Source organism: Lysobacter sp. GQ73 (genome assembly GCF_059758755.1).
Genome location: NZ_JCAXEE010000005.1, coordinates 252,968 through 267,012, shown reverse-complemented (window position 1 = coordinate 267,012; position 14,045 = coordinate 252,968). Strand labels below are relative to the sequence as shown.

The following is a 14,045-nucleotide window of genomic DNA, read 5'->3' as shown; positions in this document are numbered from 1 at the left end:
GTTTTTCATCGGGACAGGGATGTCGCGTATGTGGATCCCTGCGCTTGCACCGCTCGTGCGGGCTTGTGATTCAAAGAGAAGCACTTCTTTGGTTACCTTTGTTTTGTTGCTATAGACAAAAGAAAGTAACCCGCCGCTTTAGTGGCGGAGGCTTTGGGTTTGATCTGGATCTTGATCGATTAGACGAAAGAGCCGCCGCGAGACCGTATCAGCGCGGTCGCGGCTTGCGCCGCTCCTACCCCGCGAGAGCACACCGCTTCGACGAGCGGCGACGGCCTCGTCATCTCTGCGCGTCCTGCGGTCGCGGCTCGCGCCGTTCCTACCCGCGCCGCCGCCGCGCGTGACCGCGGTGTCCCCCATCAAACTCAACCCCGCCCCCCACGCGCGCCACTGCGCAACGCCGCAATCGCCCCGATCACGATCAGCGCCGCGCCGGCCAAGGTCGACGGGCGGGCGGGGTGGGCGAACAGCAGCCAGTCGAGGGCAGCGCTCACCGGGACCGCGACGTACATCAGCGGGGCGAGGGTGGAGGCGTTGTCCATGCCTCGATAGGCGAGGTCGCGCAGGGATTGGCTGCCGAGGCTGCACAGCGACATGCCGAGCAGGGCCAGCACCAGCACCGTGGTCGATTCGGTGCTGAGCGGTTGCGGCGGCAGATGGCCGAGGCCGAAGACGGCGAGCGGCAGGCCGACCAGCGAGGCCTGCATGTAGAGCTTGAACTGGTTGCGGAACGGCGGCTGGTGTTGGGCGCTGCGGTAGAACAGCACTTGCGAGGCGGCCATGGCGAAACCGCCGAACAGCGAGATCGCGGCGGTGCTCTGCAGGCCGCGCAACGCGGGCTGCAGCACCACCAGCACGCCGGCGAAACCGATCGCCAGGCCGCACAGCGCCGCCGGATGCAGGCGTTCGCCCAGCCAGACGCGCGCGATCAGCGGGATGAACAAGGGCCCGGTGTTATACAGCAGCACCGCGTGCAGCAGATCGCCGCGCATCGCCGCGAGCACGAAGCAGCCTTGCGAGATCACCACGCATACCGCCCGCACCCAGCCGGGCCGGTCGGCGCCGGACCAGACCGCGCGCCAGTCGTCGCGGCGGGCCAGGGCGACCAGGCACAGGCCCGGGACCATGAAGCGCAGCCAGGTCACCAGTTCCGGCGGCAGACCACGGGTGTAGCGGCTCAGCAAGGCAAGCAAGGCCAGGCAGATCGAGGCGCTGGCCATCAGGCCGGCGCGCAGGGCCAAGGGACGGGTCGCGGCCGACACGGCGACGGCGGGCAAGGAGGTTGCGGTCATGTGGTAAATCTATAGGGCCTCTCGGTCCGTATATATCGAGAAAATCAAGAGCAGCGGTAAGTAAAAATGACCACTTCGGATCCGCCGTCGCGACGTCTCCCGCCCCTGCGCGCCCTGCAGGCCTTCGCCGCGGTGGTCCGATACGACGGCATGCGCCGCGCCGCCGACCGCATGCACCTGAGCCATGCGGCCCTGAGCCAGCACATCCAGCACCTGGAGGAAGCCTTCGGCCTGAGGCTGCTGGACCGCAGCGGCGGCCGCGCCCGGCCGACGCCGCTGGGACGCGAGTACGGCGAAGCCCTGATCGCCGGGTTCGAGCAGATCGAGGCCGCCACCGCCCGCCTGCGCATGCGCGGCGACGAAGGACGGCGCTTGATCCTGGGCGCGCCGACCAGCCTCGGCGTGAGCCTGCTGTTGCCGCGCATCGAGGAGTTTCCGGCCTATGCCGGGCTCGACCTGCAGTTGTTCTGCCCGGCGACCGCGCAGGACCTGGCGCAGGGCCGCATCCACGCCGCCTTGCTGCACCGCGAACCGCAGGCCGACGGCCTGCAAGGCGAGCTGCTGTTCGAACAGGCGATGCTGCCGGTGGCGGCGCCGGAACTGCACGCGCGGCTCGACCGCGAGCGCTGGTGGCAGGACCCGCTGCCCGGCGCGCGCTTGCTGCACGTCGTCAGCGAAGGGTGGCGTCAGGACTGGCCGAGCTGGTTCGGCGACGACCCCGCCGTCTGGCCGCTGCCGCATCTGCGCCTGTCTTCGCCGATGCCGGCGCTCAGCGCGGCGCTGGCCGGGCAGGGCATCGCCCTGATGTATCCGCGCCTGATCGCCGAGCGCCTGGCCAGCGGCGAGCTGCTGCCCCTGCCGCTGCCGCAGGCGGCGCCGGTCAAGCGCGTCTATCTGGCCTGGTTGCCGCAAGCGCAGGGCAGCGCGCGGCTGGGGCATCTGCGCGACTGGCTGGCCGGTCTGTTGCGCGCCGATGACGATGGCGAACGCGCGACGGCCCAGTGCGCCGAAGCCGCGCCGACGCCCGCGGCCACCCCCTCTGGCGCGGCGCCGGCCGAATCACCACACTAGCGCCCGAATATCTCGCAAGGACCGCGTCATGCCGTATCTGGGCTTGGGGTTGCACGTCATCGTCGCGCTGTGTTTCGCCGTGCACGTGGTGCGCAGCGGGCAGGATCGGTATTGGCTGATGATCCTCTTCATGTTCCCGCTGCTCGGCAGCGTGGTCTACGGCTTCGCGATCTGGCTGCCGGAACAGCGCCACAGCCGGCACGGCCGCGCCCTGGTCGGCAACGTGCGGCGCCTGCTCGATCCCGATCGCGAACTGCGCGAAGCCCAGGAGGCATTCGAGACCGCGGCCACCACCGACAATCGCCTGCGCCTCGCCGACGCCCTGTTGGCCAAGCAGCGTCCGGCCGATGCGGTGCCGTTGTATCGCGCTTCGCTCAGCGGCATCCACCGCGACGACCCGGGGATCCAGGTCAAGCTCGCCCACGCGCTGCTCGAAAACGGCGAGGCCGCGCAGGCGCAGGCCTTGCTCGACGAACTGATCGCGCGGCGTCCCGACTTCCGCTCGCCCGAAGGGCATCTGATCTATGCGCGTGCGATCGCCGCGCAGGGCGACCGCGCCAAGGCGCGCGACGAGTTCGAGACCCTGCTCGGTTACAGCAGCGGTTTCGAACCGCACGTGCGTTATGCCGAAACCCTGGTCGGCTGGGGTGAACTCGGCCGTGTGCGCGAGCTGTGCGTGCAGGCGCAGACGCGGGCCAAGCGTTTGCCGGCCTATGCGCGGCGCATGAACAAGCCGGCGCTGGACCGTCTCAAGGCGCTCGAGAAGCAAGCCTCCGCGCCGTGAGGCCGGGATTGCCGGCCATTGTTTCCGGTGAAATCGTTTCGTTTGTAAGCGATTGCCGCTAGAACCGATACGCATATCGCTAGAACCGGGGCGCGGGCCAGCCTGAGGCGATGGTCTCGGCGGTGCCGGCGGATCGATGCCGGCTCGCGTGAAAAAGCCGCTTGCGCAGGCCTCCCAGGCGCGTGACGCGAGCCGGTGCGGACGAGACGATCGACGATCGCCGCGCGCGTCGCGCCCGAGGCTGCGGCAACGCAGCCGCCGCGCCGGTGTTGTAGCCTTGTCGGATGAATGTCCTCCTCGATACCAGCGACGAACCCTTGCGCGCCGTAGACTTCGCCTCGACCGACGCGCTGCTGCGCGACGACGTCAAAATGCTCGGCGCGCTGGTCGGCGAAATCCTCGCCGAACAGCGCGGACCGGAGTTTCTCGACGAAGTCGAGCGCCTGCGCCGCGCCGCCATCCGCCGCCGCGAAGCGCAGGCGCCGATCGGCGCGCTCGCCGACGCACTGGCCGATACCGACCTGGAGCAGGCCAGCGACCTGGTGCGTGCGTTCGCGACCTATTTCCAGGCGGTCAACCTGGCCGAGCGGGTGCACCGCATCCGCCGCCGCCGCGACTACGAACGCAGCGGCGCCGGCGCCCAGCCCGGCGGCTTGCGCGATGCGCTCGGGGTGCTCTCGCGCCAGGGCGTCAGCGCCGAAGAAGTCGCCGCCTTGTTGCCGCGCTTGCGCATCGAACCGGTGTTCACCGCCCACCCGACCGAGGCGGTGCGGCGCGCCTTGCTCGAAAAGGAGCGCCAGATCGTCGGCTGCCTGGTCGACGACATCGACCGCGGCCGCACCCCGGCCGAACGCCGCGCCGACCGCGAGCGGATCCGCGTGGCCCTGACCGCGAGTTGGCAGACCGCCGAGGCGCCGGCGGCCAAGCCGAGCGTCGCCGATGAGTTCGAGCACGTCGGTTTCTATCTGTCCGACGTGCTCTATCGCGTGCTGCCGGTGTACTACGAAATGTTCGAAGAGGCGCTGCGCGAAACCTACGGGCCGTTCGCGCCGCTGCCGGACGTGCTCGGCTTCGGCACCTGGGTCGGCGGCGACATGGACGGCAATCCCAACGTCGGCGCCGACACCATCGCCGCGACCCTGGCCGGCCAGCGCGCGTTGGTGCTCAATGCCTACCGGCGCGAGCTGGGCAGCCTGGCCGAGTTGCTGAGCCAGTCGGTCACCCGCGTGCGCATCGACGACGCCGTGCTCGCCCGGGTCGAGGACTATCGCTACCAGTTGCCGAAGGCCGCCTCGCTGCTCAGGCCGCGCCATGCCGACATGCCTTATCGCAACCTGCTCAGCCTGATGGCGGCGCGGCTACAGGCCACGGTCGAGGAAAGCGTGCACGGCTATCCCGATGCCGCGAACTTCCTGGCCGACATCGCCCTGATCGAACGCAGCCTGGCGACGAACCAGGGCGCGCATGCCGGCAGCTTCGCGGTGCGCCGCCTGCGCCGCCGCGCCGAGTGTTTCGGCTTCCACCTCGCCAGCCTCGACCTGCGCCAGGATTCGGGCACCCACGATGCCGCGCTGGCTGCCCTGCTCGACCTGCCGGAGTGGGCGAGCCTCGACGTCGCCACCCGCGCCGCGCGCCTGCACACCTTGCTCGACGGCGACGCGCCGCCGGCGCGCGCCGCGGCCGCGCCGGCCCAGCCCACGCTCGACGTGTTCCGTGCCGTCGCCCGCCTGCGCCCGCGCTACGGCGAACGCGCGTTCGGCCCCTACATCGTCAGCATGAGCCGCAGCGCCGCCGATGCGCTGGCGGTGCTGGCGCTGGCCAAGATCGCCGGCTGCGTCGACCGCGACGGCCGCGTGCCGCTCGACGTCGCGCCCCTGTTCGAAACCGTCGACGACCTCGACGCCGCCGCCGACACCTTGCGCGCGCTGTTCGCCGATCCGATGTACCGCGCCCATCTGCGTGCGCGCGGCAACCGCCAGGTGGTGATGCTCGGCTATTCCGACAGCGCCAAGGACGGCGGCATGGTCGCCTCGCGCTGGGCTCTGCACCGCACCCAAAGCGCGCTGACCACGCTCGCCGCCGACAGCGGCGTGCGCATCGCCTTCTTCCATGGCCGCGGCGGTTCGATCAGCCGCGGCGGCGGCAAGACCGAGCGCGCGGTGATCGCCGCGCCGCGCGGTTCGGTCGACGGCTATCTGCGCCTGACCGAGCAGGGCGAAGTCATTCACCGCAAGTACGGCATTCGCGCGCTTGCCCTGCGCAATCTCGAACAGACCACCGGTGCGGTGCTGCGCGCGACCCTGCGGCCGCGCCCGCCGGAGCCGCGCGGCGACGGCTGGCGCGCGATGGCCGCCGAGCTGGCCGCCGACGCGCGCGCCCATTACCGCGCGCTGGTGCATGAGGACGAAACGTTCCCGGCATATTTCCGCGCCGCCACGCCGATCGACGTAATCGAGCGGTTGCGCATCGGCTCGCGCCCGGCCAAACGCGCCGGTATCGGCGACATCGGCTCCCTACGCGCGATTCCCTGGGTGTTCGCCTGGTCGCAGAACCGCGCCGGGCTGACCGCCTGGTACGGCGTCGGCACCGCGCTCGAACAAGCCCTGGCGCGCCACGGTCGCGAGGCCTTGAACGAGATGTCGCGCGACTGGATGTTCTTCGGCACCCTGATCGACGACCTCGAAATGGTGCTGGCCAAGTCCGACCCGGCGATCTTCGAACGCTATTCCATGCTCGCCCAGGATTTGCCCGAAGGCGACCTGCACGCGCGCTTCCACCCTGGCATCGCCGAAGAGTTCGAACGCACCCGTCGCGCGGTGCTGGCGATCAAGGGCAGCGACGAATTGCTGGCCGGCGATCACCGCCTGCGCCAGTCGATCCGGTTGCGCAATCCCTACGTCGACCCGATCAGCCTGTTGCAGGTCGACCTGCTCGCGCGCTGGCGTGCCGCCGGCCGTCCGGACGATGCCTTGCTGCAGGCGCTGGTCGCGACCGTCAACGGGATTGCGGCGGGGGTGCAGAATACCGGGTGATTCGGTGATTCGGTGATTCGGTGATTCGGTGATTCGGGACTCGGGACTCGGGACTCGGGACTCGGGTTCGGCATTCGGGTTCGGTCGAGTCGTGCTCCCAGGGTAGGCGCGACACAAGTCGCGACCGCGCCGTATCCGGTTGCGGCGTTTTACCGCAGAGCGGTAAAGCCACATCAAGATCTAAAGCTTCCGTCCGCTGACGCGGCCGGGTTACTTTCTTTTGCTGGCCCAAAAGAAAGGTAACCAAAGAAAAGGCCTTCCCTGCAAGGGCACCAGCCCGCGCGATCGAAGCCGACGCCGGGATGCTCCAGACAGGCCATCCCTGGCCTGCTTGCGCACGGCCCGCATCCCTGCGGGCCGCCCTATGGGTCAGCTTTTGACCGGCAAAGCGGTAAAGCGAATCAAAATCACGGCAACGGCAACGGCAACGGCAACGGCAACGGCAACGGCAACGGCTCCTACCCTCGCGAAAACACTTCGCCTCGATGGATGACATCGGCGTTGTTGCCTTCTCGCGTCCCTTGGTCGCGGCTTACGCCGCTCCTACAGAGATGGTCGACGTGCTCCGATTCCATGTTGTTGGCTTTGGCTTTGGCTTTGGCTTTGGCTGTGCGTCGCCGCGCACTAGCGAAGGCTAATGACGATCCGGAGGGCGGCCCGCAGGGATGCGGGCCGTTTTTCATCGGGACAAGGATGTCCCGTATGAAAAAGTCCCTGCGCAAGCACCGATCGTGCGGGCCTGTGATTTAAAACAAAGCATTTTTCTTTGGTTACCTTTCTTTTGTTGCTTCAGACAAAAGAAAGTAACCCGCCGCTTTAGTGGCGGAAGCTTTGGGTTTGATCTTGATCTTGATCTTGATCGATTAGACGAAAGAGGCGCCGCAAGACCGTAACGACGCGGTCGCGGCTTGCGCCGCTCCTACTCTCGCGGAAACACATCGCCTCGATGGATGACATCGGCGTTGTTGCCTTCTCGCGCCCCTTGGTCGCGGCTTAGGCCGCTCCTACAGAGATGGTTCGACGTGCTCCGATTCCATGTTGTTGGCTTTGGCTTTGGCTTTGGCTGTGCGTCGCCGCGCATAGCGAAGGCTAATGACGACCCGGAGGGCGGCCCGCAGGGATGCAGGCCGTTTTTCATCGGGACAAGGATGTCCCGTATGAAAAATCCCTGCGCAAGCACCGATCGTGCGGGCCTGTGATTTAAAACAAAGCATTTTTCTTTGGTTACCTTTCTTTTGTTGCTTCAGACAAAAGAAAGTAACCCGCCGCTTTAGTGGCGGAAGCTTTGGGTTTGATCTTGATCTTGATCTTGATCTTTCTTGAAGCGTGCGTCGCAAGACCGCAGCAACGATGGCGCGGCTTGCGCCGCTCCTACTCCCGGCGGAAGCACCCCGCTCCGATTGGGCGGCATCGGCCTGGTTGTCTCGGCGCCCCCCGCGGTCGAGACTTACGTCGCTCCTGCAGAGGCCTTCCCAAGCCGACGCGAGACCGGAGCAAGGCGATCGTGGCTTGCGCCGCTCCTACCCGGAGGAAAGCTCGCCGCTCCGATGGAGGGCGTCGGTCCGGACCGGATCTACGCGTCCCGTGATACTATCCCCCAGTATGGTAACCGGCCAGCCCTGGCCGCCGAGGTGCCGCATGCCGCATTCGCCCGCCGAGAAGAAACGCGTCCTGGCCCGGGTGCGCCGCATCAAGGGCCAGACCGAGGCGCTGGAACGCGCGCTGGAGCAGGGCAGCGAGTGCGCGGCGGTGCTGCAGCAGATCGCGGCGATCCGCGGCGCGATCAACGGGCTGATGTCGGAGGTGCTGGAAAGCCATATCCGCGAGGAACTCGGCCAGGCCGCGTCGTCGCAGAAGCACCGCAGCGCCAGCATCGACGAAGTCGCCGCGCTGGTGCGCTCGTACCTGAAGTAGGGCATCCATCGAATCCCGCCGCGTCGCCCGATCGCGACGCGCGCACCGCATCCCTCCCGCCACCGGGACGTCATTGGAGAGCACCATGAAAAGCCGCGCCGCCGTCGCCTTCGCCGCCGGACAACCCCTGCAGATCGTCGAGATCGACGTCGAGCCGCCGCGCGCCGGCGAAGTGCTGGTGCGCATCACCGCGACCGGGGTCTGCCACACCGATGCCTTCACCCTCAGCGGCGACGATCCCGAAGGCCTGTTCCCGGCCGTGCTCGGCCACGAAGGCGGCGGTGTCGTGGTCGAAGTCGGCGAAGGCGTGACCAGCGTCAAGCCCGGCGATCATGTGATCCCGCTGTACACGGCCGAATGCCGCAAGTGCAAGTTCTGCCTGTCGGGCAAGACCAACCTCTGCCAGGCGGTGCGCGCGACCCAGGGCAAGGGCGTGATGCCGGACGGCAGCAGCCGCTTCAGCTACAACGGCCAGCCGATCCATCACTACATGGGCTGCAGCACCTTCAGCGAGTACACGGTGGTCGCCGAAGTCTCGCTCGCGGTGGTCAACCCGCAAGCGCCGCTGGAAAAGGTCTGCCTGCTCGGCTGCGGCGTCACCACCGGCATCGGCGCGGTCCACAATACCGCCAAGGTCCAGCCCGGCGACACGGTCGCGGTGTTCGGCCTCGGCGGCATCGGCCTGGCGGTGATCCAAGGCGCCGTGCAGGCCAAGGCCGGGCGGATCATCGGCGTCGACACCAACCCGGGCAAGTTCGAGCTGGCCAAGTCGATGGGCGCGACCGACTGCGTCAACCCGAAGGACCATGACCGGCCGATCCAGGACGTGCTGGTCGAAATGACCGACGGCGGCGTCGATTTCAGCTTCGAGTGCATCGGCAACGTCAACGTGATGCGTGCGGCGCTGGAGTGCTGCCACAAGGGCTGGGGCGAGTCGGTCATCATCGGCGTCGCCGGCGCCGGCCAGGAGATCAGCACGCGCCCGTTCCAGTTGGTCACCGGCCGGGTCTGGCGCGGCTCCGCCTTCGGCGGGGTCAAGGGCCGCACCCAGTTGCCGGGCATGGTCGAGCAGGCGATGAAGGGCGAGATCGACCTCGACCCCTTCATCACCCATACCTTGCCGCTGGAGCGCATCAACGAGGCTTTCGACCTGATGCATGCGGGCAAGTCGATCCGGACCGTGATTCACTACTGAGTAATCGCGGCCCTCACTCAGCCCACCCTCTCCTGCGAGCGGGAGAGGGAGCTGGAGGGAAACAGCGCGGACGTTTTCGCAGTGGCGAATGCGGGCCACACCACCACCGAGGTCGTCATGCAGAAAATCGAATCCCACGCCTGCTTCGGCGGACGTCAGGAAGTCTGGAGCCACACCGCGACCACCCTGGGCTGCCCGATGCGCTTCGGCGTATACCTGCCGCCGCAGGCCGAGCGGGACGACTGCCCGGTGCTGTACTGGCTGTCGGGCCTGACCTGCACCGAGCAGAATTTCATCACCAAGGCCGGGGCGCAGCAGTACGCGGCCGAGCACGGGCTGATCCTGGTCGCAGCCGACACCAGTCCGCGCGGCGAGGGCGTGCCCGATGCCGAGGGCTACGACCTGGGCCAGGGCGCCGGCTTCTATCTGAATGCGACACGGCCGAAGTGGGCGGCGAATTTCCGCATGTACGACTACGTGGTCGACGAGTTGCCGGCATTGGTCGACGCGCATTTCCCGACCACCAGCGCGCGGGCGATCAGCGGCCACTCGATGGGCGGCCACGGCGCCCTGATGATCGCGTTGAAGAACCCGGGCCGCTATCGCAGCGTGTCGGCGTTCTCGCCGATCGCCGCGCCTTCGCAGTCGCCCTGGGGCGAGAAGGCGTTCACCGCCTATCTCGGCGAGGATCGCGAGGCCTGGAAGGCCTGGGACGCGACTGCGCTGGTCGCCGGCGCGCGCGAGAAGCTGCCGCTGTTGATCGACCAGGGCGGCGACGACGAATTCCTGGTGCCGCAGCTCAAACCCGAGCTGCTGCGGGTGGCCTGCGAAGTCGCCCGGCATCCGCTCCAACTGCGCATCCGCCCGGGCTACGACCACAGCTATTACTTCATCGCCAGCTACATCGGCGAGCACATCGCCCACCACGCACGCGCCCTGCACGGCTGATCCGGGCGCGACCCTGCGGCGCCGCCGCTTGCCGCGACGGCGCCTAGATTCGCAAGCTCGCGATCAGGCCGCGGTCACGTCGCGCAGCTCCCAACCGCTGCCGGCGAGCAGGCGCAGGCGATGCTTGATGACGTTCCCCGACAATGAAGTGACGACCACCAGGTCCTGGCGCAGGTCGCGCTGTTCGCCGTGCACGCTGGCGTCCGGGTCGGTCGCGCCGAGGCTGGGGTCGACCTCGTCCGGCTCCGGCTGCTTGGCCCGCCAACGTTCGAACAGGCCGTCGTGGCGCAGGGCCGCCTGCAGTTCCTCGGCGAAGCCTTCCGCGCTGACCGCGCGAAACGACAACGCAGCGTCGCTGCCGCGAGCGCGTTCGGCATCCGGCAGCGTGATGTAGTAACGGGTGGCCATCGTGGCGCCTCGTGCGAAGTTGTCGTTAGCCTATGCCGGCCAACATTGTTGGTTTGTGAACGCGCGAATTCGAGCGCTTGACGGCGCTCGCTCAGCGCGCCGGGACACGCGGGCGCCGTCCGCCTCCGCCCTGCGCCGGCCCATCGCGCTCGTCCGCGGACTCGCTGCGCAATGTCTCGATCAACGAATAGACCCACGGCCGCGTGGCCAGCAACAAGCCGACGCTGCGCCGTTTCGACGGCGGCAGACTGAGATCCAGTTCCGCGGCTTCCTTGAACTCCGTCTGCAGGCGTTCGAGCTTGCGCCGCAGCACCGCCAGCGAAGCGGCCCCCAGTTCGCGGATGTCCAGGGCCAGCAGGGCCTCGGACGATCGGAATCCGTCGAGCAGGAACTCGCGGCTGGCCGCGCCCAGGTAGCGCGCGCGCACCGGGCCGTCGTCGCGCCAGGAAAAATCGCGCGGCACGCGCAGGCGCACCTTGTCGCCGGGCAGCAGTTCCGCCAGGGCCAATCGGTCCAGGCGCGCCAGCAGGCGGGTCAGTTCCGGCGCGCTCAGCTCGAAGCCGGCGCGTATCGCATCGGTGCGCCAGCCCTGGCAGAGCAGGTGGAACACGGTCATCAGCCGCGGCGAGCGCGCCAGTTCCGCTTCCTGTTTCGGGCTCAGGTGACGGGGCTCGTCGCGCGCGCCGCGGGCGCGGCGGGCGAGCTCGAAGAAGTCCAGGTCCAACACCGTGCAGATGCGTTCGAGCCGCTCCAGGTCGATCCGTCCGTTCGACAGCAGGCGCTTGACGGTGGGCTCCGACAGGTCCAGCGCGTGGGCGAGGTCGGCATAGCGCCAGCCGCGCTCCTTGAGCACGGTCTTGAGCGCGGCGAGGAGGCGTTCGCGTTCGGCCATGGCGGCAAGGTGCCTGCAGTCGGGATGCCGGGGATCATAATCCGATACCCGATCTGACGGAGTTGCGGTTTCCGATACCGGCCGGCCAAGGTGGAACGGCCTCGCCGCCACGGTATCCGCCATGTCCGCCGCCATCGCACCGCCTGCTGCACCGTTTCCTGCAGCGACCCTGCACCTCAACGATGTCCACTCCGGCCTCAACCGCACCGCGATCGCCGGCCTGCTGCAGCCGCGCAGCCTCGACCAGGCCTGCGCCGCGGTGCGCGACTGCGCGCGCCTGGGCCGTTCGACCATCGCGGTGGGCGCGCGCCACGCCATGGGCGGTCAGCAATTCCTGTCCGGCGGGTGGCTGCTGGACAGCTCGGGCCTGGACCGTATCGTCGAATTCGATCCCGAGCGTGGCCTGGTCACGGTCGAGGCCGGCGTGCAGTGGCCGGCCTTGCTGGACTGGCTGGCGCGGCATCCGGACAACGCTCGCGGCTGGACCATCCGCCAAAAGCAGACCGGCGCCGACGGCTTCAGCCTGGGCGGTGCCTTCGCATCGAATATCCACGGCCGCGGCCTGGTCTTCGCGCCTTTCGTCGAGGATGTCGAGTCGATCGTGTTGATCGACCATCGCGGCGACGCGCGCATCGCCGACCGCGAGCGCAATGCCGAGTGGTTCGCGCTCGCCGCCGGCGGCTACGGCCTGTTCGGCCTGGTCGCGCGACTGACTTTGCGGCTGGTGCCGCGCACGGTGCTGCGGCGCGAGGTCGCGCTGCTGCGGGTAGGCGAGTTGATGCCGCATTTGCAGACGGCGATCGCCGACGGTTGCAGCTACGGCGATTTCCAGTTCGCGATCGACCCGGCCAGCGACGACTTCCTCGACCTCGGCATCGCCTCCTGCTACCGGCCGCTCGCCCACGCCGCGCCCGACCCCGCGCCGCGGCATCTGGGCGGCGAAGACTTCGCCCGTCTGCTGGGCCTGGCGCATACCGAGCCGAGCCGCGCCTTCGCCGAATACGCCGCGTTCTACCTGGCCACCCACGGCCAGCACTATGCCTCCGACAGCCAGCAGACCGGCGTCTACCTGGACGGTTACCACGCCGGCGTCGATGCGATGCTGGGCCATTGCGGCTCGGAGATGATCACCGAGCTGTACGTGCCGCGGGCGCGACTGGCCGAATTCATGGCCGCGGCCGCCGCCTGCCTGCGCCGTCATCGCGCGCAACCGATCTACGGTACGGTACGGCTGGTCTGCGCCGAGCGCAGCAGCATGCTGGCCTGGGCACGCGAGGACTGGGCCTGCATCGTGTTCAATCTGCATGTGCGCCACGTTCCGGCCGGCCGCCGCGCCGCCGCGGCCGCGTTCCGCGCCCTGATCGACGAGGCGCTGGCCTGCGGCGGCAGCTACTACCTCACCTATCATCGCCATGCCACCCGCGATCAGGTCGAGGCGGCCTACCCGCAGTTCCGCGCCTTCCTGCAGCGCAAGCGCGAACTTGACCCGGACCGGCGCTGGGACAGCGACTGGTTCCGCCACCACGAAGCCTTGTTTGCGCGGGCCGGCGCATGAGCGGGATGTCCCCGACCGATCAGTCTTCGATCCGCCCGGCCTCGGTCAGCCCGCAACCGGAGAACGTGTCCACCGCGATGCTGGTCGCGGCGGCAACCGTGCAGCAGGCGCACGGACATGCCGAACTGGCGCAGCAGGCGCAGCTCGCCCGAGCCTGTCTGGAGCGCTGCGGAGCGGGCGGACGCAGGCTGCTGTGGCTGGTCGACCATGCCCTGGGGCGCGCCTGCCTGAGCGCGCTGGAAGCACTGGCCCTGCCGGGCTTGCGCAGGCATTACGCTTGGCGCAAGCGGTGCATCGCGCGATGGGCCGACCGCGCCTGCGCGGACGGCGCGGCGCAGACGGTGCTGTTCGGCAGCGGCTACGACGGGCTCGGATGGCAACTGACGCAGCGGCAGCCGGCGTTGCGGGTGTTCGAGCTCGACCGCGCCGGCACCGTAGCGCTCAAGCGCAAGGCGCTGCGGCAGTTGCGAGCGGATGCATCGCACCTGCATTCGATCGCAATCGATCTGCAGCGCGACGATGCGCTGGACGCTTTGCTTTCCGACCCTGGCTTCGACCCGGCGCTGCCCACCCTGTGCGTGGCCGAAGGCGTGCTGATGTATCTGTCGTCGACGCGGGCACAGCGACTGCTGCGCGCCTTGGCGCAGCAGCTGTCGTCGCCGGTCCTGGTCGCCACGGCGATGGAATTGCGGGACGGGCGACCGCGGTTCCGTCGCGAACGGCCATGGGTACGCGGCTGGCTGCAGCGGCGCGGCGAACCGTTCCGCTGGGGCTGCGAGCGCGATGCGCTGGGCGAATGGCTGGCGGCGTGCGGCTGGCGCCTGCGCGCGTTGGCCGAGCCGGGCGACCCGGACGATCCCGACCCGAGCCCCGGCGAATGGTTGTTGCTGGCGCAAAGCGCGGCGGCATCGCCGCCGCGCTGATACGAACCGAGTGCGCGCGGCAGCGGTGCCC

11 protein-coding genes are annotated in these 14,045 nt (G+C 68.7%); 8 read left to right on the top strand and 3 right to left on the bottom strand.

The features are described 5' to 3' along the window. Nucleotides 1–365: 365 nt before the first annotated feature. Nucleotides 366–1,292, bottom strand: a complete 927-nt coding sequence (locus AC6CH2_RS16360) for a DMT family transporter (protein WP_498270132.1) — start codon at nt 1,290–1,292, stop codon at nt 366–368. Between the two features lie 66 nt (nt 1,293–1,358). On the opposite strand from AC6CH2_RS16360, the gene AC6CH2_RS16355 reads away from it, so the two are divergent. The 6 genes from AC6CH2_RS16355 (at nt 1,359) to fghA (ending at nt 10,236) form a co-directional block, all read left to right on the top strand. Continuing rightward, on the top strand, nt 1,359–2,363 hold the full coding sequence (locus tag AC6CH2_RS16355; protein ID WP_498270131.1) for a LysR family transcriptional regulator: 1,005 nt from the start codon (nt 1,359–1,361) through the stop codon (nt 2,361–2,363). Between the two features lie 28 nt (nt 2,364–2,391). Further along, nucleotides 2,392–3,147, top strand: a complete 756-nt coding sequence (locus AC6CH2_RS16350; RefSeq protein ID WP_498270130.1) for a tetratricopeptide repeat protein — start codon at nt 2,392–2,394, stop codon at nt 3,145–3,147. 284 nt (nt 3,148–3,431) lie between these two features. Beyond that, nucleotides 3,432–6,179, top strand: a complete 2,748-nt coding sequence (gene ppc / locus AC6CH2_RS16345; protein WP_498270129.1) for a phosphoenolpyruvate carboxylase — start codon at nt 3,432–3,434, stop codon at nt 6,177–6,179. A gap of 1,638 nt (nt 6,180–7,817) precedes the next feature. Then, the gene (gene frmR / locus AC6CH2_RS16340; RefSeq protein WP_498270128.1) at nt 7,818–8,093 is read left to right on the top strand and encodes a formaldehyde-responsive transcriptional repressor FrmR; all 276 of its coding nucleotides are present in this window, start codon (nt 7,818–7,820) and stop codon (nt 8,091–8,093) included. Between the two features lie 85 nt (nt 8,094–8,178). After that, nucleotides 8,179–9,288, top strand: a complete 1,110-nt coding sequence (locus AC6CH2_RS16335) for an S-(hydroxymethyl)glutathione dehydrogenase/class III alcohol dehydrogenase (protein ID WP_498270127.1) — start codon at nt 8,179–8,181, stop codon at nt 9,286–9,288. Nucleotides 9,289–9,405: 117 nt separating this feature from the next. Further along, nucleotides 9,406–10,236, top strand: coding sequence for an S-formylglutathione hydrolase (gene fghA / locus AC6CH2_RS16330; protein ID WP_498270126.1), 831 nt, complete (start codon nt 9,406–9,408; stop codon nt 10,234–10,236). A gap of 63 nt (nt 10,237–10,299) precedes the next feature. Here fghA and AC6CH2_RS16325 read toward each other — a convergent pair whose 3' ends face one another. Continuing rightward, complete coding sequence (locus AC6CH2_RS16325; RefSeq protein WP_498270125.1) at nt 10,300–10,644, bottom strand: hypothetical protein; 345 nt, start codon at nt 10,642–10,644, stop codon at nt 10,300–10,302. Between the two features lie 91 nt (nt 10,645–10,735). After that, nucleotides 10,736–11,536, bottom strand: a complete 801-nt coding sequence (locus tag AC6CH2_RS16320) for a helix-turn-helix domain-containing protein (protein WP_498270124.1) — start codon at nt 11,534–11,536, stop codon at nt 10,736–10,738. Between the two features lie 121 nt (nt 11,537–11,657). Between AC6CH2_RS16320 and AC6CH2_RS16315 the strand changes: the two genes are divergently transcribed. Together AC6CH2_RS16315 and AC6CH2_RS16310 are read left to right on the top strand one after the other, a co-directional pair. After that, on the top strand, nt 11,658–13,091 hold the full coding sequence (locus tag AC6CH2_RS16315) for an FAD-binding oxidoreductase (protein ID WP_498270123.1): 1,434 nt from the start codon (nt 11,658–11,660) through the stop codon (nt 13,089–13,091). 5 nt (nt 13,092–13,096) lie between these two features. Then, nucleotides 13,097–14,014: a class I SAM-dependent methyltransferase gene (locus tag AC6CH2_RS16310; protein ID WP_498270122.1), complete on the top strand. Its 918-nt coding sequence runs from the start codon at nt 13,097–13,099 to the stop codon at nt 14,012–14,014. Nucleotides 14,015–14,045 lie beyond the last annotated feature (31 nt).

Coding starts and splice junctions, on each gene's coding strand:
- frmR (WP_498270128.1), top strand. CDS start 7,818: ATGCCGCATTCGCCCGCCGAGAAGAAACGCGTCCTGGCCCGGGTGCGC.
- AC6CH2_RS16355 (WP_498270131.1), top strand. CDS start 1,359: ATGACCACTTCGGATCCGCCGTCGCGACGTCTCCCGCCCCTGCGCGCC.
- AC6CH2_RS16325 (WP_498270125.1), bottom strand. CDS start 10,644: ATGGCCACCCGTTACTACATCACGCTGCCGGATGCCGAACGCGCTCGC.
- AC6CH2_RS16360 (WP_498270132.1), bottom strand. CDS start 1,292: ATGACCGCAACCTCCTTGCCCGCCGTCGCCGTGTCGGCCGCGACCCGT.
- fghA (WP_498270126.1), top strand. CDS start 9,406: ATGCAGAAAATCGAATCCCACGCCTGCTTCGGCGGACGTCAGGAAGTC.
- AC6CH2_RS16320 (WP_498270124.1), bottom strand. CDS start 11,536: ATGGCCGAACGCGAACGCCTCCTCGCCGCGCTCAAGACCGTGCTCAAG.
- AC6CH2_RS16350 (WP_498270130.1), top strand. CDS start 2,392: ATGCCGTATCTGGGCTTGGGGTTGCACGTCATCGTCGCGCTGTGTTTC.
- AC6CH2_RS16310 (WP_498270122.1), top strand. CDS start 13,097: ATGTCCCCGACCGATCAGTCTTCGATCCGCCCGGCCTCGGTCAGCCCG.
- ppc (WP_498270129.1), top strand. CDS start 3,432: ATGAATGTCCTCCTCGATACCAGCGACGAACCCTTGCGCGCCGTAGAC.
- AC6CH2_RS16335 (WP_498270127.1), top strand. CDS start 8,179: ATGAAAAGCCGCGCCGCCGTCGCCTTCGCCGCCGGACAACCCCTGCAG.
- AC6CH2_RS16315 (WP_498270123.1), top strand. CDS start 11,658: ATGTCCGCCGCCATCGCACCGCCTGCTGCACCGTTTCCTGCAGCGACC.